Annotated in this window: 20 protein-coding genes and 1 pseudogene; 17 read left to right on the forward strand and 4 right to left on the reverse strand. The window is 71.1% G+C overall.

What is annotated here, in order from left to right:
- Positions 1 to 27: 27 nt before the first annotated feature.
- A complete protein-coding gene (locus tag G6N66_RS09945) occupies positions 28 to 1,245 on the forward strand; it encodes an alpha/beta hydrolase family protein (RefSeq protein ID WP_139825073.1) in 1,218 nt (405 codons plus the stop codon).
- 19 nt (positions 1,246 to 1,264) lie between these two features.
- Here G6N66_RS09945 and G6N66_RS09950 read toward each other — a convergent pair whose 3' ends face one another.
- Entirely contained in the window at positions 1,265 to 2,089 is an 825-nt protein-coding gene (locus tag G6N66_RS09950) for a class I SAM-dependent methyltransferase (RefSeq protein WP_085231587.1), read from the reverse strand.
- 2 nt (positions 2,090 to 2,091) lie between these two features.
- Complete coding sequence (locus G6N66_RS09955; RefSeq protein ID WP_085231586.1) at positions 2,092 to 2,373, reverse strand: DUF2249 domain-containing protein; 282 nt, start codon at positions 2,371 to 2,373, stop codon at positions 2,092 to 2,094.
- 55 nt (positions 2,374 to 2,428) lie between these two features.
- Between G6N66_RS09955 and fdxA the strand changes: the two genes are divergently transcribed.
- From fdxA to G6N66_RS09980, 5 genes are all read left to right on the forward strand, one after another.
- The gene (fdxA, locus tag G6N66_RS09960; protein WP_085231585.1) at positions 2,429 to 2,785 is read left to right on the forward strand and encodes a ferredoxin; all 357 of its coding nucleotides are present in this window, start codon (positions 2,429 to 2,431) and stop codon (positions 2,783 to 2,785) included.
- Positions 2,782 to 3,459: a helix-turn-helix transcriptional regulator gene (locus tag G6N66_RS09965; protein WP_085231584.1), complete on the forward strand. Its 678-nt coding sequence runs from the start codon at positions 2,782 to 2,784 to the stop codon at positions 3,457 to 3,459. Before fdxA ends, G6N66_RS09965 begins: the two co-directional genes overlap by 4 nt.
- Positions 3,456 to 3,881, forward strand: a complete 426-nt coding sequence (locus tag G6N66_RS09970) for a hypothetical protein (RefSeq protein WP_085231583.1) — start codon at positions 3,456 to 3,458, stop codon at positions 3,879 to 3,881. The genes G6N66_RS09965 and G6N66_RS09970 overlap by 4 nt, the downstream gene beginning before the upstream one ends.
- A 26-nt stretch (positions 3,882 to 3,907) precedes the next feature.
- The gene (locus tag G6N66_RS09975) at positions 3,908 to 4,255 is read left to right on the forward strand and encodes a cupin domain-containing protein (protein ID WP_085231582.1); all 348 of its coding nucleotides are present in this window, start codon (positions 3,908 to 3,910) and stop codon (positions 4,253 to 4,255) included.
- Positions 4,256 to 4,317: 62 nt separating this feature from the next.
- Positions 4,318 to 5,202 carry an NAD(P)H-dependent flavin oxidoreductase gene (locus G6N66_RS09980; protein WP_085231696.1) on the forward strand — a complete coding sequence of 295 codons (885 nt, stop codon included), beginning with the start codon at positions 4,318 to 4,320 and terminating at the stop codon, positions 5,200 to 5,202.
- Here G6N66_RS09980 and G6N66_RS09985 read toward each other — a convergent pair.
- Positions 5,199 to 5,885, reverse strand: a complete 687-nt coding sequence (locus G6N66_RS09985; protein ID WP_085231581.1) for a helix-turn-helix transcriptional regulator — start codon at positions 5,883 to 5,885, stop codon at positions 5,199 to 5,201. The two genes, G6N66_RS09980 and G6N66_RS09985, sit on opposite strands and share 4 nt — an antisense overlap.
- Before the next feature lie 100 nt (positions 5,886 to 5,985).
- Between G6N66_RS09985 and G6N66_RS09990 the strand changes: the two genes are divergently transcribed.
- Positions 5,986 to 6,429: an Rv2617c family stress response/phage resistance protein gene (locus G6N66_RS09990; protein WP_085231695.1), complete on the forward strand. Its 444-nt coding sequence runs from the start codon at positions 5,986 to 5,988 to the stop codon at positions 6,427 to 6,429.
- Between the two features lies 1 nt (position 6,430).
- On the opposite strand, the gene G6N66_RS09995 is transcribed toward G6N66_RS09990, so the two are convergent.
- Positions 6,431 to 6,934, reverse strand: a complete 504-nt coding sequence (locus tag G6N66_RS09995; RefSeq protein WP_085231580.1) for a DUF1990 family protein — start codon at positions 6,932 to 6,934, stop codon at positions 6,431 to 6,433.
- A 22-nt stretch (positions 6,935 to 6,956) separates the two neighbouring features.
- Between G6N66_RS09995 and G6N66_RS10000 the strand changes: the two genes are divergently transcribed.
- From G6N66_RS10000 to G6N66_RS10045, 10 genes and pseudogenes are all read left to right on the forward strand, one after another.
- Entirely contained in the window at positions 6,957 to 7,859 is a 903-nt protein-coding gene (locus tag G6N66_RS10000) for an aldo/keto reductase (RefSeq protein ID WP_085231579.1), read from the forward strand.
- Positions 7,860 to 8,049: 190 nt separating this feature from the next.
- Positions 8,050 to 10,684: pseudogene (locus G6N66_RS30000) on the forward strand (PE family protein).
- A 111-nt stretch (positions 10,685 to 10,795) separates the two neighbouring features.
- Entirely contained in the window at positions 10,796 to 12,613 is a 1,818-nt protein-coding gene (locus G6N66_RS10010) for a PE family protein (protein ID WP_085233682.1), read from the forward strand.
- Between the two features lie 36 nt (positions 12,614 to 12,649).
- Complete coding sequence (locus G6N66_RS10015) at positions 12,650 to 13,267, forward strand: PaaI family thioesterase (RefSeq protein WP_179968342.1); 618 nt, start codon at positions 12,650 to 12,652, stop codon at positions 13,265 to 13,267.
- Positions 13,268 to 13,330: 63 nt separating this feature from the next.
- Positions 13,331 to 15,382 carry a threonine--tRNA ligase gene (gene thrS, locus G6N66_RS10020; protein ID WP_085233684.1) on the forward strand — a complete coding sequence of 684 codons (2,052 nt, stop codon included), beginning with the start codon at positions 13,331 to 13,333 and terminating at the stop codon, positions 15,380 to 15,382.
- Positions 15,379 to 15,930: an HIT family protein gene (locus tag G6N66_RS10025; RefSeq protein ID WP_085233685.1), complete on the forward strand. Its 552-nt coding sequence runs from the start codon at positions 15,379 to 15,381 to the stop codon at positions 15,928 to 15,930. The genes thrS and G6N66_RS10025 overlap by 4 nt, the downstream gene beginning before the upstream one ends.
- Positions 15,927 to 16,565, forward strand: a complete 639-nt coding sequence (gene pgsA, locus G6N66_RS10030; RefSeq protein ID WP_085233686.1) for a phosphatidylinositol phosphate synthase — start codon at positions 15,927 to 15,929, stop codon at positions 16,563 to 16,565. Before G6N66_RS10025 ends, pgsA begins: the two co-directional genes overlap by 4 nt.
- A complete protein-coding gene (locus G6N66_RS10035; RefSeq protein WP_232079263.1) occupies positions 16,562 to 17,467 on the forward strand; it encodes a phosphatidylinositol mannoside acyltransferase in 906 nt (301 codons plus the stop codon). The genes pgsA and G6N66_RS10035 overlap by 4 nt, the downstream gene beginning before the upstream one ends.
- Positions 17,467 to 18,591, forward strand: coding sequence for a glycosyltransferase family 4 protein (locus tag G6N66_RS10040; protein WP_085233687.1), 1,125 nt, complete (start codon positions 17,467 to 17,469; stop codon positions 18,589 to 18,591). The genes G6N66_RS10035 and G6N66_RS10040 overlap by 1 nt, the downstream gene beginning before the upstream one ends.
- Complete coding sequence (locus G6N66_RS10045; protein WP_085233688.1) at positions 18,591 to 19,622, forward strand: NUDIX hydrolase; 1,032 nt, start codon at positions 18,591 to 18,593, stop codon at positions 19,620 to 19,622. Before G6N66_RS10040 ends, G6N66_RS10045 begins: the two co-directional genes overlap by 1 nt.
- Positions 19,623 to 19,675 lie beyond the last annotated feature (53 nt).

Genomic DNA, 19,675 nt, shown 5'->3' on the forward strand with positions numbered 1-19,675 from the left:
ACTTGACGGGTGTTAGCGTCGGGCGTCATGGCAGTACCCAGCATCGGCCGCCGCTACCGGCTTCCGCATCAGGTGGCGGCCGGCGCGGTCGGACCGTTCGCGCGCACCGGCCGGTACGTCGCCCAGTCGTGGCGCGACTACCTCGACGGCGAGGCGGACGGGCTTCCCCTCGCGCGACCCACCATGGCGCTGGCGGCGCAGGCGTTTCGCGACGAGGTCGTGCTGCTGGGGCTGAAGGCGCGCCGACCGGTCAGCCGGCCCAGGGTGTTCGAGCGGATCAACGACGAGGTCGTCGCGGCCTTGGAGTTCTACGCCGATAGGGGGTGGCTGGACCGGCCGAAGGGCTTTTTCGTTGCACCGCCGCCGCTTTCGGACCTCACCGTGCACCAGGTCAAAGGGCGCAGACATCCGCATCAGCGCCTCTCCTTCGACAGCGGATATGCGCCACACGAGGGCGAACCCGGACGCGAACGCTGGTTGAGCTACGCCGCGAACAGGCGCGAGTACGCGCTGCTGTTGCGTCACCCCGAGCCGCGCCCCTGGCTGGTGTGCGTGCACGGCACCGAGATGGGTAGGGCCGCAATCGATCTCAACCTGTTCCGCGCCCGCAAGCTGCACGAGGAGCTCGGCCTGAACGTCGTCCTGCCGGTGCTGCCGATGCATGGTCCGCGGGGGCGCGGCCTGCCCAAGCTTGCGGTGTTCCCGGGAGAAGACGTCCTTGACGACGTACACGCGACGGCCCAGGCGGTGTGGGACATCAGGCGGTTGCTGTCCTGGATACGGCTGCAGGAGCCGGAGTCGCCGATCGGGCTGAACAGCATGTCACTCGGCGGCTATATCGCCGCGTTGGTCGCCAGCCTGGAGAGGGGCCTGACCTGCGCGATCCTGGGTGTTCCGGTGGCCGACCTGGTGGAGTTGCTCGGGCGGCATTCCGGTCTGCGTTCCGGTGACCCGCGCCGTGACACGATCACGCTGGCCGAACCCATCGGCCGCATGGTGTCGCCACTTTCGCTGACCCCGCTGGTGCCCGCGCGGGGCCGTTTCATCTATGCGGGCATTGCCGATCAAGTCGTGCACCCCCGCCGCCAGGTCGTCCGCCTGTGGGAACACTGGGGCAAGCCGCAGATGGTGTGGTATCGCGGCGGCCACGCCGGGTTCATCGGCTCACGGCCCGTGCAGCGGTTCATTTGGGACGCATTGCAGCAGTCCGGTCTGCTGGACGGGCGGGCCGCAGTCAGCGCGTAATCGCTTGCGGCGACTTGGCTTAGCCCGGCTTTCTTGCGACGATCGCGACCGCGGCCAGCTGGTCGCGGTGCTTGCGGAACGTCGCGCGCATCGCCAGTACCCGCCTGCGGGCGTCGCGGTGAACGAGCAGATTGCGAGCGAACCGCAGCGCACCAATGACGCCTTCGTCGGCGATGATTCGCCGCGGTTGCAGCAGTGCCATCGGCACGGTCGCGACGTGGTCGACGATCAGGCCGTGGCCGGCCAGCAGTTGCGACCATTCGGCGACCGTCAACGGGCGCGCGTTGACTTTGATCGCCCGGGCCAGCGCCTGGCGGATATCGGTGCCGATCTCTTCGGCGATGGTGTCCGGGGTCAGGGCGAGCTCGTGAATCGCGTAGCGCCCGTTGGGTTTTAGCACCCGCGACACCTCGCTGACGATGGCGTGCTTGGCGACGTCGCCCTGCATGGTCAACATCGCCTCGCCGATGACGACGTCGGCGCTGGCGTCGGGCAATCCGGTGTCGGCCGCGTCCCTGCCTAGAACGCGACCCGGAACCTCCCCGTGCCCGGCCACCACGCGGCGCACCGCCTCGGCCGCGTCCGGGTCGGACTCCACGCCGACATAGGTGCGGGGGTCTTTGGGCAGGATCTCGGCGGCGGTGCGGCCCAGGCCGGGGGCCAGCTCGACGACGTCGGCGCCGGACACCTCGGCGCGCAGCAGTAGGGTGCGGGTCAGCTCCACACCGCCCGGACGCAGCACCCGCTTGCCGAGCCGCGCCAGCAGCCAGTGCCCCTGCGCCGCGTCGTCGGCCCGATTGGACCCCGGCATCGAAGGCAGCGCAGCACCGCGTGGCCGACCCATCATCAAACCTCCCGCCGCAGAAGGTTTTTCACGGTTTCGGGCGAGCCTAGTGGAGCGACGAGCTTGGTGATCCGGATCCGCCAGACCTCGGGACCGGTTTCGAGGTACTCCCACCCATAGCCATCGGGGTAGTCCTCATCGAACTCGGCGCGCAGGTGCTTGGGGTCATGGTTGTTCACCAGCACGAACGATTCGCCGATCGCCAGGGCGGCATACGCGCTGAAGATGGTGGGGTGTTTGTCCGGCTTGCGCAACTGCCGCACGTCAAGCTCGTAGCCAGCCATGGGTCTGCCGCCTTCCGTCTAGTTTTCACAAGTGCCATTGTGTAAACTCTAGCGCGTGACCTACGTGATCGGAAAGCCATGCATCGACGTGATGGATCGGGCCTGTGTGGAGGAGTGTCCGGTCGACTGCATCTATGAGGGCGAGCGCGCGCTGTACATCCACCCGGACGAATGCGTGGACTGCGGGGCGTGCGAGCCGGTGTGTCCGGTGGAGGCGATCTACTACGAAGACGACCTTCCCGAAGCGCTCAGGCCGTACCTGGCCGATAATGAGGCGTTCTTCACCCAAACCCTGCCGGGCCGGGACGAGCCGTTGGGATCGCCCGGCGGGGCCGCCAAGATCGGACCTCTCGGTGTCGACACGCCTCTGGTGGCGGGCCACCCGCGAGCCGACGATGCGCTAGGAGCGTGAGCGAGATCATCCCGATCGGAGAGTCCGCCGGCCGCCGCCGTGAGGTGCTGCGGTTCCTGCGCGCGACGGCGAAGCCGACGAGCATCCTGGCGATTGCCGACGCGCTGGGGGTGCATCCCAACACCGTCCGCTTCCACCTCGACGTCCTCGTCGGCAATGGTCAGGTGGAGCAGGTGGCGCCGGACCGCAAGGGGCCCGGCCGTCCGCCGCTGATGTTCCAGGCGGTCCGGCAGATGGATCGCGGCGGAACGCGGCACTACCGGATGCTTGCCGAGATTCTCAGCACGGCCCTTGCCGCCGAACGTAATTCGGAGATGAAGGCGCTGGCCGCGGGGCGGGCGTGGGGGATGAGGATGGAATCGCCCTCCGACGGTGATACCGGCGCCGAGGAGGCGGTCGACCGCCTGTTCGACATGCTCGACGAGCTCGGATTCGCGCCCGAGCGCCGCGCCGCCAACGGCGACGCGCAGATCGGCCTGCGGCACTGCCCGTTCCTGGAACTCGCCGAGACCCGGACCGAGGTCGTGTGCCCCATACATCTCGGGCTCATGCAGGGAGCCATGGAGACCTGGGGGGCGGACGTCACGGTCGACCGGCTCGAGGCTTTCGTCGAACCGGATCTGTGCGTAGCCCGGCTGCGCGCGCCGGGCGCGGCAGAGGAGACCGCTCGATGAGCACCGGGCCGGCGATCGCCGTCGCCCTCACCTTCGTCTGGCTGGGCATGGTCCTGGCCATCTCTTTTCTCGAGGCCCCGCTGAAATTCCGGGCGCCCAACGTGACGCTGCAGATCGGGCTGGGCATCGGCCGCCTGGTCTTCCGCGCGCTGAACACCGTGGAGGTCGGCTTCGCCCTGGTGATCATGGCGATCGTGGTGGCCGGTCCGACACCGGGGCGGCTCACTGCGGCGTATGGCGTCGCGTTCGTCGCGTTGGCCGTCCAGCTGATCGCGGTGCGTCCCCGGCTGACCCGACGGTCCGACCAGGTGCTCGCAGGCGGTGACGGCCCGCGGTCCCGCGGTCACTACGCCTACATCGGCTTGGAGGCGGTCAAGGCGATCGCGTTGGGCGCGGCGGGGATACTGCTACTAGCCGGATGACCCGCCACGTAGGACAGGAATCGTCGATGGACTCCATTTCGCTTACCAGCCTCGCGTCCGAGAAGTTGGCCGAAGCGCGGCAGTCGCACAGCGGCCGGGCCGCCCACACCGTCCACGGGGGCCACACCCATGAACTGCGTCAGACCGTGCTGGCACTGCTGGCCGGACACGATTTGTCCGAACATGACAGCCCGGGCGAGGCAACGCTGCAGGTCCTGCAGGGCCACGTGCGTCTGACCGCCGGCGCCGACAGCTGGGACGGCAAGACCGGCGACTACGTCGCCATTCCGCCCGAGCGCCACGCCCTGCACGCGGTCCAGGATTCGGTGGTCATGCTGACCGTGCTGAAGTCTCAGCCGGGGGCCACTCACTAGTGGCGCTTGCCACCCCGTGGTCGAGGAGCTTCGGCCTGCGGGTGCCGATCGTCAACGCGCCGATGGGTGGGGTGGCCGGGGGCCGGCTGGCCGCCGCGGTCACCGCTGCCGGCGGTCTGGGCATGGTCGGCATGGGAAGCGTCGCGACCAGGGAGCTGCTCCAAACCGAGCTGGGGCACGTGCGCGGGAGGTTCGGGGTCGGCCTCGTCGACTGGGTAATGCGCAAGGAGCCGGGGCTGCTGGAGGAGGCTTTGGCCGCCGGGCCGGCCCTGCTGTCGGTCAGCTTCTCCACCGACTGGTCCTGGGTCGGCAGGGCGCGCGACGCCGGAATCCCCACCGTCACACAGGTATACGACAGCCTGGGGGCCCGTCAGGCGGTGGACGAGGGCGTCGACATCCTGGTCGCGCGCGGCTCCGAAGGCGGCGGACACGGTGAGGTGAAGCTCGCGATGCTGCCGCTGCTGGACACCGTGTTGGATGCCGTCTCGGTCCCCGTGCTCGCCGGCGGCGGAATCGCCTCGGCCCGAAGCCTGGCCGCGGTGCTGGCCGCGGGCGCCAGCGGAGCCTGGGTGGGCACCCGCCTGGCGGCCTGCCCGGAGGCCCTGACCGGCGACGGCAGCCGCCGGGCCCTGATCGCGGCCCGTGCCACCGACACCCGGGTCACCCGGGTCTTCGACGTCGCCCAGGAGCGCCCCTGGCCGGCGCAGTACCCGTCGCGGGTGCTGACCAACGACTTCGTCGAACGCTGGACTGGTAGGGAGGACACGCTCGCCGCCGACCGACCGGCCCGAGAGGAGCTGGCGGCCTCGATCGCCGCCGATGACCGCCGGGTCGCCCCCGTCACTGCGGGTGAGGCTGTCGGGATGATCAGCGACGCCGCGTCGGTCGGCGAGGTCATCGAGGCGATGTGCTCGGGCGCCGAACGCTTGCTCGCCCGGTGGACCTAGTCGCCGCGCTTGAGCACCACGCAACACCGATCCGGCCCGGGGCACAGCCGTGCGTCCGGGCCGTGCGGCGCCAGCGCGTCGGCCACGCCGCTGACCAACGCGTGGTTCATGTTGCAGGCCAACTCGGTCTGTTCCTGGGCCAGGGCGTGGAACGGGCAGTTCGCGAGCTGGACTTCGTCATCGCAGTGCCGCGGCTCATACCCGTGGTTGCGCAATATCCTGACCGTCAGCTCGAGCGCCGCGGCGGCGTCTGCGGGCGGACGCTCGGCTGTGCCGATCCGCTGGCCGTAGTCACGGGCGGCCTGGTTGAGCCGCTCGACGACGGGCTGCCCGGTGCTGGCGGACTCGGCGATGGCCGTGGCCATCAGCCGTCCCGCCAGTTCGTACTCCCGGTGCGGCAGGCTGACGGCGATGTCGCGGCCGGCCCTGCGATACAGCTTTGAGGTCCGTCCCGCGCCGGGGCCCGAGCGGCCGGTCAGCCGGGCGTAGTCGGTTTCCAGCAGCCCCTCGGCCGTCAGTCGGTCCAGGTGGAACTTCGCCTGGTGGTGTGCGATTCCGACGGCGTCGGCAGCCTGGTCGCGGCTCACCGGCGCCGGCTGGGCGCATACGAATTGATAAAGCCGGTGGCGTACCGGATCGGCGAGCGCACCGATGCCCGCGGCGTTGTGCGCGAACGAGTCCATGCCATCCACAATCAGCGGCTTTCTAACGGACAAAATGCTTGACGGTACAGTCTACACAATCTAACGTTCAAATTACTTTCTGTTAGAAATGGAGGATGCCATGAGCACCAAGCAAGCCGCGCCCGCCCCCGCCCTGGCGGACCAGTTGAAGGATCCCGCCTACTCGGCCTACGTCGTGCTTCGGACCGTTTTCACCATCGCGCCGATCGTGATGGGCTTGGACAAATTCTTCAACCTGCCGACCCATCCCCATCACTGGAGCATGTATCTGGCCGGCTGGATCGCCGATCTGATTCCGGGTAGCGCCGACCAGTGCATGTATGTCGTCGGGGTGATCGAGATCGCGGCCGGCGTGCTGGTGGCGATCGCACCGCGAATCGGCGCCTGGGTGATCGTGGCGTGGCTGGCGGGGATCATTCTCAACCTGGTCACGGGGCCGGGCTTTTTCGACGTCGCGCTGCGCGACTTCGGTCTGCTCGTGGGTGCCGTCGCGCTCGGGCGGCTCGCGCAGGGCGTGCACAGCGGAAGCGTCGGCCCCCGCTGACTCACACCGCGCGCAGATAGCGCCTGGCGATGATGCGCTGGGCCATCACGACGAATGGGCCGCCGGCCTTGCTCCACCAGGCCCCCGGCCGGGAGAACGCCGTCACTTCCGCGAACACCGCCGAGGTTTTCGGGTCGTAGCGCACCACGAACCGTTCCTCGCCGGACTCCGGGTGGCCCGGCAGGGTGCCGTAGGCGAAGCCGCGGATATCGGGCTCGTCGACGACGTACACGACGCGGCACGGCGCCCGCAGAAATCCCATCATCGTGACCCGCACCACCGCCGAGACCTCGACGACCTCGGAGCTGGCCTGCACCCGCAGCCCCGACCCGCGCTGCATGCCCCAGTGCATGACCGCGTCGGCCGCTTGCTCGAAACGTGTTCTGCCCGTGCCGATCTGGGCCGACGTCGCCAGGTGCTGGTATCCGGCGGGCAGATCGCCGGACGCGGTGGCGCCCACCTCCGGGTAGGTGAGCGGAAGCTCCTGGAGCGCTTCTAGATCCACTCACCCAGCTTGCCACGCCGACATGCGGGGCCGCCGTCGCGTGCGTACGGTCGTAGAAGTGACCACACAGACGCTCGCCTCGGCATCCGGCACGTTCACTCTCGGCGGCGACCTGACCGTCAACCGACTCGGCTTCGGCGCGATGCGGCTGACCGGCCAGGGCGTGTGGGGCCCGCCCGCCGACCGAGACGAATGCGTGCGGGTGTTGCGCCGCGCCGTCGAATTGGGTGTGAATTTCATCGACACCGCGGACTCCTACGGCCCCTACATCTCCGAGGACATCATCCGCGAGGCGCTGTATCCCTATGACGGGCTGGTGATCGCGACCAAGGCGGGGCTGTTGCGGACCGGTCCCGATATCTGGATCCCGCTGGGCAACCCCAGCTACCTGCGCCAGGAGCTCGAGATGAGCCTGCGGCGCCTGGGTGTCGAGACGATCGACCTGTTCCAGCTGCACCGCATCGACCCCGACTTCCCGCTGGCTGACCAGGTCGGCGAGCTGCTGACCCTCAAGAACGAAGGCAAGATCCGCCACATCGGCCTGTCCGAGATCGACGTCGATCAGCTCAAGGCGGCCCAACAGATCACCGAGATCGTGTCGGTGCAGAACATGTACAACCTGTCGGCGCGCAAGTCCGAGCCGCTGCTGGACTACGCCACCGATCACGGCGTCGGGTTCATCCCGTGGTTCCCGCTGGGTGGCGGGCCACTGTCGGCGCCGGACAGCCCGCTGCAACGCATCGCCGCCGAGCACCAGGCGTCGGCGGGGCAGCTGGCGTTGGCGTGGTTGCTGAAGCGCTCGCCGGTGATGCTGCCGATCCCGGGCACGTCGAAGGTGGCGCACCTGGAGGAGAACGTCGCCGCGGCCGAGATCACGCTCAGCGACGACGAATTCGAAACGCTGGCCGCCGCCGGGGCCAAGTAGGGGCGATGCCGCTCGAGCGGCAAAGATAGGGAAATTTCCCGATAGGCGCGCCCGACGCGGCGGCGCACACTTTTACCGTGGCCCGGCGAAGATATGAAAATCACATGAAAGTCAAAGCATGCTGCCGCAATGCTGCTATGCCGGGCTTTGCTATGGGCGGGGTGGGTCGTGCCGGGTGTCAGGAGGCGTGATGTCCTTCGTATTTGCGGTGCCGGAGTTTTTAAGCGCAGCGACCACGGATTTGGAGCGCGTCGGCTCCGTACTTGACGCGGCCAACGAGGCGGCGACCGTCCCGACGACGAGTGTGCTGGCGGCGGGCGCGGACGAGGTGTCCGCGGCCGTCGCGGCGCTGTTCGGCGGACACGCGCGGGCCTACCAGGCGCTCAGTGCGCGGGCCGGGCTGTTTCACCAGCAGTTCGTGCGGGCGTTGAGCACCAGCCGGGCGTGGTATTCGGCCGCCGAGGCGGCCAACGCTGCGTCGGTGTCCGACCCGCTGACCGCGCTGGTCGATGCCGCCCAGCCCTTCGGGATCTTCTCACCCGTTGAGTTGCTCACGGGCCGTTCGCTATTCGTCAACGGTGCCGATGGCGCGCCGGGCACGGCGGCGCATCCCGACGGTTTTGCCGGCGGGGCCGGCGGGTGGTTGATCGGCAACGGCGGTAACGGCGGCGCCGGCTACAGCCAGACCGGCTTTGCCGGCGGGGCTGGCGGTAACGGCGGGGCCGGCGGGGCGGCGGGCCTGTGGGGCGCTGGGGGTGCCGGCGGCGCCGGCGGTGGCGGCGGGAAGGGCGTCTTCGTCGATGGCGGGGCGGGCGGCAATGGCGGGCTGGCGGCGCCAACGGGCTGATCGGCGGCGGTGGGGGACCGGCGGTAACGGCGGGATCGGCGGCGCCGGTGGTGACAGCGGCGGATTCGGCGGGAACGTCGGCGGGGCCGGCGGCAACGGCGGCGACGGCGGGGTCAATCGGCAGCTGTTCTCGCTGCACGGTGTGGGCGGTCACGGCGGGGCCGGCGGTAACGGCGGGGGCGGTGCGGCAGGCGTCCACGGCGTGTTCGAGGAGGGTGGGGGGCGGGATGGTCGGTGGGGCCAACCAGGGGGCGGGGGGCGGAATGGTGGCGGCAATTGGTGGGACGTTGGGGTGGCGGGCGGCGGGGCCGGGGGTGGCCTTGGGGCGCACGGGGCGTCGGGCTCCGCGGGCGTGGGCGGTCAGGGCGGCGGGGGTGGTGACGGCGGAAGCGGAGGAGGCCTCGGTGACCTCCCCGGCACGAACGGGTTTGCCGGCGGTGCGGGCGGCGTCGGCGGCCAAGGTGGCAGCGCGGGTGCCGGCGGCACCAACGGCAATGGCGGTGTGGGCGGCAACGGCGGTGTGGGCGGCCACGGCACCGACGGTTCGACGGGCATCCTCGGCGCCGGGCAGGCCGGCGGCAACGGCGGCAGCGGCGGCAATGCCGGCGCCGGTGGCGCGGCCGGCGCGGGTACCGGCGCCGCGGGTATCGCGGGTCATGACGGTGTGGGCGGTAACGGCGGCGTCGGCGGCAACGGCGGCAGCGGCTCCCCGGGCTTCGTCAACGGCGGCGGCGGCTTTAGCGGTGGCGCGGGTGGACACGGCGGCCAGGGCGGCAGCGCGGGGGCGGGCGGCACCAACGGCAATGGCGGTGTGGGTGGCAATGGCGGGGGCGGCGGGGCCGGTCACGCCGGTGCCACGGGCGCGGGGGTCGGGCAGGCGGGCGGCGCCGGCGGTAACGGCGGTGACGCCGGGGCCGGTGGTGCGGCGGGCGCCGGGCTGGGCGCCGCGGGGATCGCGGGTCATGCGGGCACCGGCGGCAATGGCGGCCACGGCGGTAGCGGTGCGACCGGAGCCGCGGGGGCCACGGCCGGTGCGGACGGCTTTAGCGGCGGCACTGGCGGCGCCGGCGGCAAGGGCGGCAGCGCGGGTGGGGCCGGCGGTAAGGCGGGCAACGGCGGTGGCGGCGGCACGGGTGGCGACGGCGGCGTCGGCGCCGCCGCAAGCGGTGCCGACGGCAGCTCCGGCGGTCAGGGCGGCGACGGCGGCAAAGGCGGGGCCGGCGGTGCCGGTGGCGGCACGCCCGGCGGCGGAACCAATGGCAACGGCGGCGCCGGCGGCGGCGGCGGCAACGGCGGCAACGGTGGCGCCAACTTGGCCACCAACTTCAACAGCGAGATTCTCGGTGGCGGTGGCGGTGGCGGCGGCGCCGGAGGTACCGGCGGCAACGCCGGCACCGGCACGGGCAGCGGCGGCACCGGCAACTCCGGCGGAGCGGGCGGATCCGGCGGGACCGGCGGCGCCGCCCAGACCCCGACCGTCAGCGGGGCCGTCGGCTCAGGCGGCGGCGGGGGAAGCGGTGGTTTCGGCGCCGCGGCCGGCGGCGCGACCGGCGGCATCGGTGGCGGCGGCGGTGGCGGCGGCGCGGGCGGTTCCGCCCAGCAGTCGGCCGCCACCGGAGGTGGTGGTGGCGGCGGCGGTGCGGGCGGCGCGGCCAACGTATTCGGCGGCACCGGCGGCGCCGGCGGCGGTGCCAACGCCTCGAATCCCGTCGTCGTGGCCGGCGGCGGGTCCGGGGGATTGGGCGGGCTGGGCGTCGACGGCGGTGGTGGGGGCGGCGGCGTCGTCAACGTCGACCCGGGCGTTGGCAGCAACGGCAGCGCCGGCGGCAGCGCTGCCAACGGCGGGACCGGCGGCTCGGGCGCCAATGGCGGTATTCACGCCAACAGCGGCGGCAAGGGTGGCAGCGCCGGCGCCGGTGGCGGTGCCGGCGGCGGTAGCACCTTCGGCGGCAACGGCTCCCCCGGCCAGCACGGCTAGCGGCGTCGCGTGCTGTGGCAAAAAAATTGACCCCGCCGAATCGCCCTGGTTCTGCCAGAATCGGTATCGGCTGAGCTTTGCTAACTGACGGCCGAATGGCGGGAGGCCACGATGTCCTTCGTGATAGCGGCGCCGGATTTTTTGGCCGCGGCGGCGACTGATCTGCAAACCATCGGCTCGGCGCTGAGCGCCGCCGACGCGGCGGCGGCGGGCCGCACGACGACCGTGCTGGCGGCCGGGGCCGACGAAGTGTCGGCGGCCGTCGCGGCGTTCTTCGGCGGGCATGGGCAGGCGTATCAGCAGGTCAGCGCGCAAGCAGCGGCGTTTCATGCGCAGTTTGTGCAGGCGCTGTACGCGGGTGCCGGCGCCTACGTTCAGACCGAGGCAGCCAACGTCGCGCAGGGCGCCCTCGCCGCGATCAATGGGCCCACGCAAGCATTGGTGGGTCGCCCGCTGATCGGCAACGGCACCAACGGCGGGCCCGGTCAGGCCGGCGGACCCGGAGGGTTGCTGTACGGCAACGGCGGCAAGGGCGGGGACGGCGTCGCCGGCCAGGCGGGCGGCGACGGCGGCAACGCCGGGTTGATCGGCAACGGCGGGGCCGGCGGAGCGGGCGGCGCGGGGGCTTCCGGCGGCAACGGCGGCAACGGCGGACGGCTGTTCGGCAACGGCGGTGTCGGCGGACAGGGCGGCGCCGCCACGTCGGGCATCAACGGCGGCAATCCCGGGTCGGGCGGCAACGGCGGTGACGCCGTCCTGTTCGGTAGCGGCGGCGCCGGCGGGCAGGGTGGCACCGGCCTGGCCGGGGCCAACGGTGTCAACCCCCTCCTCAACGGCGCGGCGGCCACCGGGAGTGTGGGTGTCACACAAGACTCGAGTAACGCCGATGCCATCGGCGGCAACGGCGGCGACGGCGCCGTCGGCGGACTCGGCACCACGGGCGGCGCGGGCGGGGCGGGCGGCGGCGCGCTGGTCATTGGCAACGGGACCGCATTCGGCGCGCAGGGCGGGACAGGCGGTTTCGGTGGCAACGGCGGCGCCGGCGGAGACGGCGGCGGTGCGTCGGTGATCGGCGGTGCGGGCCTTGCCGCCGGGGGTGGGGGCGGCAACGGGACGATCGGCGCCGCGCCCGGCGGTGCGGGCGGCAACGGCGGTGTCGGCGGCAACGGTAGTGCTTCCAACGGTGCTGCGCTGGGCGGTCCCGGTGGATCCGGCGGAATAGGTTGGACCGGCGCATCCGGCGGTAGCGGCGGTACCGGCGGCACGGGCGGCAGCGGCGGTCACGGCGGATTGTTCGTCGGCAGCGGCGGCGCCGGCGGTGCCGGCGGCACGGGCGGCGCGGGCGGCGCGGGTGCCGCCGGGGGTCAGGGCGGCAACGGCGGCGGCGGCGGGTCCGGCGTTAGCAACGGCGGCGGCAACGGGGCGGGCGGGACCGGCAACTTTGGTGGCGACGGCGGCATGGGCGGTAGTGGCGGCGCCGGCGGCTTCGGAGGGCAGGGCGGTCACGGCGGTGCGGCCGGCGCCATCGGCGACGGCGGACACGGCGGCGCAGCGGGCTCCGGCGGCGCGGGCGGCGGTGGTGGCGTGGGCGGCACGGCCGGCAAAGGCGGCGACGGTGGCGCCGGCATCGCCGTGGTCGGCCATCAGGGCTTCGGCGGCGACGGCGGCAACGGCGGCAGCGGCGGCATGGGCGGCACCGGTGGGGACGGCGGCGGCAGCGCGCTCGGTGGCGCCGGCGGCGCCGGCGGGTCGCTAATGGGTCGCCCGGGTACCAACGGAACCGCCGGCGCCGGCGGCACGGGCGGCGCCGGCGGCGGGGGTGGTGGATTAGGGAAGGGCGGCGCGGGCGGCAATGGGTCCAGCCTTCTCGGCTCCTCGGGCATCGACGGCAGCACGGGCGCCCACGGCGCCGACGGCCAGGACGGCTAGGGGCCTAGAGCACCTCATACGGTGTCCTACGGTGTCCTGGTGGCCCACAAACACCCGGGCGGTGGATTCAACCCGCCCGAACCGACGACCAAGGGCGGCCCGGACTACGGCCGCTTCATCGACGCGGTGCGCAAGCTGCAGGACCACGCCCGCGCCGTCGACGCGCCCGACGAGGTGATCACCCAGGCCGCCGACATGTTGGACAAGGTCTCGGAATTGCTCAGCCCGTTCGACGCGGACGAGTGGGCGTCGCCGTCGGGCCGGCGGATGGACCTGCCGATGCGCGGCAACATCCTGACCGTCCCGCTTTCGGCCCACAAAACCGAGGATGGCCGGGTCGCCGGGTGGGCCCGGTTCGCGCGGTTTCACTTGGGCCGCAACGGCGCCGTGCACGGCGGGTCTCTGGGGATGCTGTTCGACACCGTGCTCGGGCTGACGGGGGTGCTGCTCACCGGCAGCCGTCGCCAGCGCACCGCGTACCTCAAGATCGATTACCGGCACATCGTCCCGATCGAAAAGGAACTGCAGATCGACGCGGGAATCGACCGGGACGAGGGCCGAAAGATTTTCGTGTCGGGCCGGTTAAGGGACGGCGACACCCTGCTGGCCGAAGCCGAAGCACTGTTCGTGCGGCTCAAGCCTGGCCAGCCCTGAGGGCGCCCCCCCGATAGCATTGCTTGGATCAAAAGACACACCAACCCATGGAGACCCAACCCGATGAGCGCCCCCGCACCGTCCGCCCCGGCAGCCCCGATCCGGGTTCCCGCCGGGACCACCGCGGCCGCCGCGGTCGGGGAGGCGGGGTTGCCGCGGCGCGGCACGCCCGACGCGATCGTCGTGGTCCGCGACGCCAACGGACAACTGCGCGACCTGAGTTGGGTGCCCGAGACCGACGTCGAAGTCACGCCGGTGGCGGCCAACACCGACGACGGCCGGGCCGTCATCCGGCATTCCACCGCACACGTCTTGGCCCAGGCCGTCCAGGACCTGTTCCCGCACGCCAAACTCGGGATCGGGCCGCCCATCACCGACGGCTTCTACTACGACTTCGACGTCGACGAGCCCTTCACGCCTGACGACCTGGCGGCGCTGGAAAAGAAGATGCGCCAGATCGTCAAGGACGGACAGTTGTTCGACCGGCGCGTGTATGACTCCAAAGAGCAGGCGCGCGAAGAGCTGGCCAACGAGCCCTACAAGCTCGAACTGGTCGACGACAAGTCCGGCGATCCGGACGTGATGGAGGTCGGGGGCGACGAGCTCACCGCCTACGACAACCTCAATCCCCGTACCCGCGAACGGGTTTGGGGCGACCTGTGCCGCGGCCCGCACATCCCGACCACCAAGCACATCCCGGCGTTCAAGTTGACCCGCAGCTCGGCCGCGTACTGGCGCGGCGACCAGAACAACGCCAGCCTGCAACGCATCTACGGCACCGCCTGGGAATCGCAGGAGGCGCTCGAGCAGCACCTGGAGCTCCTCGAAGAAGCGCAGCGCCGCGACCACCGCAAGCTCGGGGTGGAGCTCGACCTGTTCAGCTTCCCCGACGAAATCGGTTCCGGCCTAGCGGTTTTCCACCCCAAGGGCGGCATCGTGCGCACCGAGCTGGAGGACTACTCGCGCCGCAAGCACAAGGAAGCCGGGTACGAGTTCGTCAACACCCCGCACATCACCAAGGAGCAGCTCTACATCACGTCGGGCCACCTCGAGTGGTACGCCGAGGGCATGTACCCGCCGATGCACATCGACGCGGAGTACAACGAGGACGGCACGGTCCGCAAGCCCGGCCAGGACTACTACCTCAAGCCGATGAACTGCCCGATGCACCACCTGATCTACCGGGCGCGCGGCCGCTCCTATCGCGAACTTCCGTTGCGGCTCTTCGAGTTCGGCAGCGTCTACCGCCACGAGAAGTCCGGCGTCATCCACGGGCTGACCCGGGTGCGCGGCATGACGCAGGACGACGCGCACATCTACTGCACGCGCGAGCAAATGCGCGACGAGCTGGCGTCGCTGCTGCGTTTCGTGCTCGACCTGCTTGCCGACTACGGCCTCAACGAGTTTCACCTGGAGCTGTCCACCAAGGACCCGGACAAATACGTGGGCTCCGACGAGGTATGGGAGGAGGCCACCCGGGTGCTGCGCGAGGTGGGCGAGGCCTCCGGGCTGCAGCTGGTTCCCGACCCCGGCGGCGCGGCGTTCTACGGCCCGAAGATCTCGGTGCAGGTCAAGGATGCGCTGGGCCGCAGCTGGCAGATGTCGACCATCCAGCTGGACTTCAACATGCCGGACCGCTTCGAGTTGGAGTACACGGCGGCCGACGGGTCGCGACAGCGGCCGGTGCTGATCCACCGGGCGCTGTTCGGGTCGATCGAGCGGTTCTTCGGCGTGCTGACCGAGCACTACGCGGGCGCGTTCCCGGCGTGGCTGGCCCCCGTTCAGGTGGTCGGCATCCCGGTCGCCGACGAGCACGTCGCATATCTGGAAGATGTTGCCGCGCAACTGAAATCGCGCGGAGTGCGCGTCGAGGTGGACGCCAGCGACGACCGGATGGCCAAGAAGATCGTCAATCACACGGCGCAGAAGGTGCCGTTCATGTTGCTGGCCGGTGACCGCGACGTGGAGGCCGACGCGGTCAGTTTCCGTTTCCGGGATCGCACGCAGCTCAACGGGGTGCCGCGCGACAGCGCGGTGGAGGCCATCGTGGGTTGGATCGCCGACCGCGAGAATGCTTCTCCCACAGCCGAACTGGTGAAGGTGCCCGGGCAGTGAGCGACGAAGAGGGCATCCTCGATAGGGGCGTGGGCGAGAGCGATCGCCTGCAGCGGTTGTGGACCCCGTACCGGATGACGTATCTGGCGGAAGGCCCGCTGAAACGCGATAACGGCACCAGCGAGCAGCCGTTCACCGACATCCCGCAACTGCCCGATGAGGAGGGCCTGGTGGTGGCGCGTGGCGAACTCGTCTACGCCGTGCTCAACCTCTACCCGTACAACCCGGGACACCTGATGGTGGTGCCCTACCGGCGGGTGTCCGAACTGGAGGACCTCACCGAACCCGAGAGCGCGGAGCTAATGGCGTTCATCCAGAAGGCAATTCGCGTCATCAAGGGCGTGTCGCGGCCGCACGGGTTCAACGTCGGCCTGAACCTGGGCACGTCGGCGGGTGGATCACTGGCCGAGCACCTGCACGTGCACGTGGTGCCGCGCTGGGGCGGCGACGCCAACTTCATCACCATCGTCGGCGGCTCCAAGGTGATCCCGCAGCTGCTGCGCGACACGCGCCAACTGCTCGCGACGGCGTGGGCCCAAGACCAATGAGCAAGATGCCGTTCCTGTCCCGGGCGGCGTTCGCGCGGCTGACCGAGCCGACCGCCCGCGCGGCGCTGCGCATCGGCCTTACGCCCGACGGCGTCACCATCGTGGGCACCGTTGCGTCGGTGGCGGGGGCGCTGATCCTGTTCCCGATGGGCAAGCTGTTCGCCGGCGCCTGTGTGGTCTGGTTCTTCGTGGTGTTCGACATGCTCGACGGGGCGATGGCCCGCGAACGCGGCGGCGGCACCCGATTCGGCGCGGTGCTGGACGCGACCTGCGACCGGATCAGCGACGGCGCGGTGTTCTGCGGGCTGCTGTGGTGGATCGTGTTCCACCTGCACGACCGGCCGCTCGCGGTCGCGACCCTGATCTGTCTGGTCACCTCGCAGGTCATCTCCTACCTCAAGGCCCGGGCCGAAGCCAGCGGGCTGCGCGGCGACGGCGGCATCATCGAACGGCCCGAACGGCTGATCATCGCGCTCACCGGCGCCGGCATATCCGACTTCCCATTCGTGGCCTGGCCGCCGGCGCTGCCGGTGGCGATGTGGCTGCTCGCCGTGGCCAGCGTGATCACCTGCGGCCAGCGGTTGCACACGGTGCGGACCTCGCCGGGTGCCACGGAACGGATGGGCGCGCCGTGATCCTCACCGATAAAGCGACCGACTGGGCATACGCCGCCGGGTGGATGGCGGTGCGGGCCATGCCGGAATTCGCCGCCCGCAGGGCGTTCGACACCGGGGCGCGCTACGCGGCCCGCGGCGGCGGACCCGAACAGTTGCGCAAGAACCTGGCCCGCGTCATCGGAGCGCAACCCGCCGACGTGCCGGCCGCGCTGATGCGCGCCTCGCTGGCGTCGTATGCCCGCTACTGGCGTGAGGCGTTTCGGCTGCCGACGATGAACCACCGCGCGCTGGCCGCCCAGCTGAACAAGACGTTCCGCGGCGCCGACATCATCGACGCGGGCATCGCCGACGGGCGCGGACTGGTCTTGGCGTTGCCGCACAGCGGCAACTGGGACATGGCCGGGGTGTGGCTGGTGCAGACGCACGGAAAATTCGCCACCGTCGCCGAACGCCTGCAGCCCGAGTCGCTGTACAAGCGGTTCATCGACTACCGCGAGAGCCTCGGCTTCGAGGTGCTGCCGCTGTCCGGCGGCGCCCGGCCGCCCTTCGAGGTACTCTGCGAGCGGCTGCAGGCCGGCGGGGTGGTGTGCCTGATGGCCGAGCGCGACCTCACCCGCACCGGCGTGCAGGTCGACTTCTTCGGCGAGCCCACCCGGATGCCGGCCGGCCCGGCGAAGCTCGCGATCGCGACGGGGGCCGCGCTGTGCGCGGTGCACTCCTGGTACGAGCCAAACGGCTGGCCGATCGAGGTGCATCCGCCGCTGGACTGCAGCAGCGGCGACGTCGGCGTCGTCACCCAGGCGCTGGCCGACCAGTTCGCGACCAACATCGCCGCGCACCCCGCCGACTGGCACATGATGCAGCCGCAGTGGCTGGCCGATCTGTCCGAAGCCCGACAGGCGCGGCTGAGGGAATCCTGATGCGGATCGGGATGGTCTGTCCGTACTCGCTGGACGTGCCGGGCGGGGTGCAGTCCCACGTGTTGCAGCTGGCCGAGGTGATGCTGGCCCGCGGGCAGCAGGTCAGCGTGCTGGCGCCCGCTTCGCCGGACACCCCGCTGCCCGACTACGTCGTCTCGGCCGGCAAGGCCATCCCGATTCCCTACAACGGGTCGGTGTCGCGGCTGCAGTTCAGCCCGGCGGTGCACGGCAGGGTCCGACGATGGCTGACCGACGGCGACTTCGACGTGCTGCACCTGCACGAACCGAACGCGCCCAGCCTGTCGATGTGGGCGCTGCGGGTGGCCGAGGGCCCGATCGTGGCCACGTTTCACACCTCCACCACCAAGTCGCTGACCCTGACGGTGTTTCAGGGCGTGCTGCGGCCGTGGCACGAGAAGATCGTCGGCCGCATCGCGGTGTCCGACGTGGCCCGGCGCTGGCAGATGGAGGCCCTGGGATCCGACGCGGTGGAGATCCCCAACGGGGTCGACGTGACCGCCCTCGCGTCGGCGGCGCCGCTGGACGGCTATCCGCGGCCCGGCAAGACGGTGCTGTTCCTGGGCCGCTACGACGAGCCGCGCAAGGGCATGGCCGTCCTGCTCGAGGCGCTGCCGAAAGTGGTGGAACGCTTCGCCGATGTGCAGCTGCTCGTCGTGGGCCGCGGCGACGAAGACCAATTGCGCGCCCAGGCAGGCGAATTGGTGGGACACCTGCGCTTTCTCGGCCTGGTGGACGACGACGTCAAGGCCGCGGCGATGCGCAGCGCCGACGTCTACTGCGCGCCCAACACCGGCGGCGAGAGCTTCGGCATCGTGCTGGTGGAGGCGATGGCCGCCGGCACCGCGGTGGTGGCCAGCGACCTGGACGCCTTTCGCCGCGTGCTGCGCGACGGCGAGGTCGGCTGCCTGGTGCCGGTCGGTGACGGCGCCGCGCTGGCCCAGGCGCTGATCGCGACGTTGGAAAACGACCAGCTGCGCGACCGCTACGTGACCGCCGCGCGGGACGTCGTCGGCCGCTACGACTGGTCGGTGGTGGCCAGCCAGATCATGCGGGTCTACGAGACGGTCGCCGGTTCGGGCGCGAAAGTTCAGGTGGCCAGCTGATGACGTGGCTGGTGGTCACGGCCATCGCGGTGCTGGTGGTGCTGCTCGCGCTCGCCGGCTCCTGGGCTTATCGCACCGCGCACCGGCTGGACCGGTTGAACGTGCGCTACGACCTGTCCTGGCAGGCGCTCGACGGCGCGCTGGCGCGCCGCGCGGTGGTGGCCCGCGCCGTCGCGATCGACGCCTACGGCGGCACTGCCGCGGCCAAGACGCTGGCCGCGCTGGCCGACGCGGCGGAAAACGCGCCCCGTCACGAGCGTGAGCACGCGGAAAACGAGCTCGCGGCCGCGCTGGCGGTGGTCGACCCCGCGTCGCTGCCGGCCGGGTTGATCGCCGAACTGGCCGACGCCGAAGCCCGCGTGCTGCTGGCCCGCCGGTTCCACAACGACGCCGTCCGGGACACCCTCGCGTTGGCCGAGCGGCCCCTGGTGCGCGCCCTGCACCTCGGCGGAACCGCTGCTCCGCCAAGCTATTTCGAGATCGTCGAGCGACCGCACGCGCAGGCGCACGGCGATCACGGCGCGCCCAGCCACCGCACGTCGGCGCGGGTGGTGCTGCTCGACCACACGGGCGCGGTGCTGTTGCTGTGCGGGTCGGATCCGGCCATTGTCGACGCGCCGCGTTGGTGGTTCACCGTCGGCGGGGAAGTGCGGCCCGGCGAGCGGCTCGCCGAGGCGGCCGCGCGGGAGCTGGCCGAGGAAACCGGTCTGCGCGTCACGCCGGCCGACATGGTGGGTCCCATCTGGCGCCGCGACGAGGTCTTCGAGTTCAACGGCGCGCTGATCGACAGCGAGGAATTCTTCTTCGTGCACCGCACGTCGCGGTTCGAGCCCAACCTGTCGGAGCGCACGGAACTGGAACGCCGCTACATCCACGGCCATCGCTGGTGCACCGCCGCCGACATCGTGCAGCTGGAGGCCGGCGGCGAGACCGTGTACCCGCGTCAGCTGTCCGAGTTGCTCACCGAGGCGACCGCGCTGGCCGACAACCCCTCGCGCGGCCGCCAGTTCGCGCTGCAATCCATCCGCTGAGGGGGCTACAAGGCGCGCTTGTGACCCCACAAGCCCAGCACCCCTGGTGTGAC

It is taken from the genome of Mycobacterium conspicuum, from assembly GCF_010730195.1.
GTDB lineage: Bacteria > Actinomycetota > Actinomycetes > Mycobacteriales > Mycobacteriaceae > Mycobacterium > Mycobacterium conspicuum.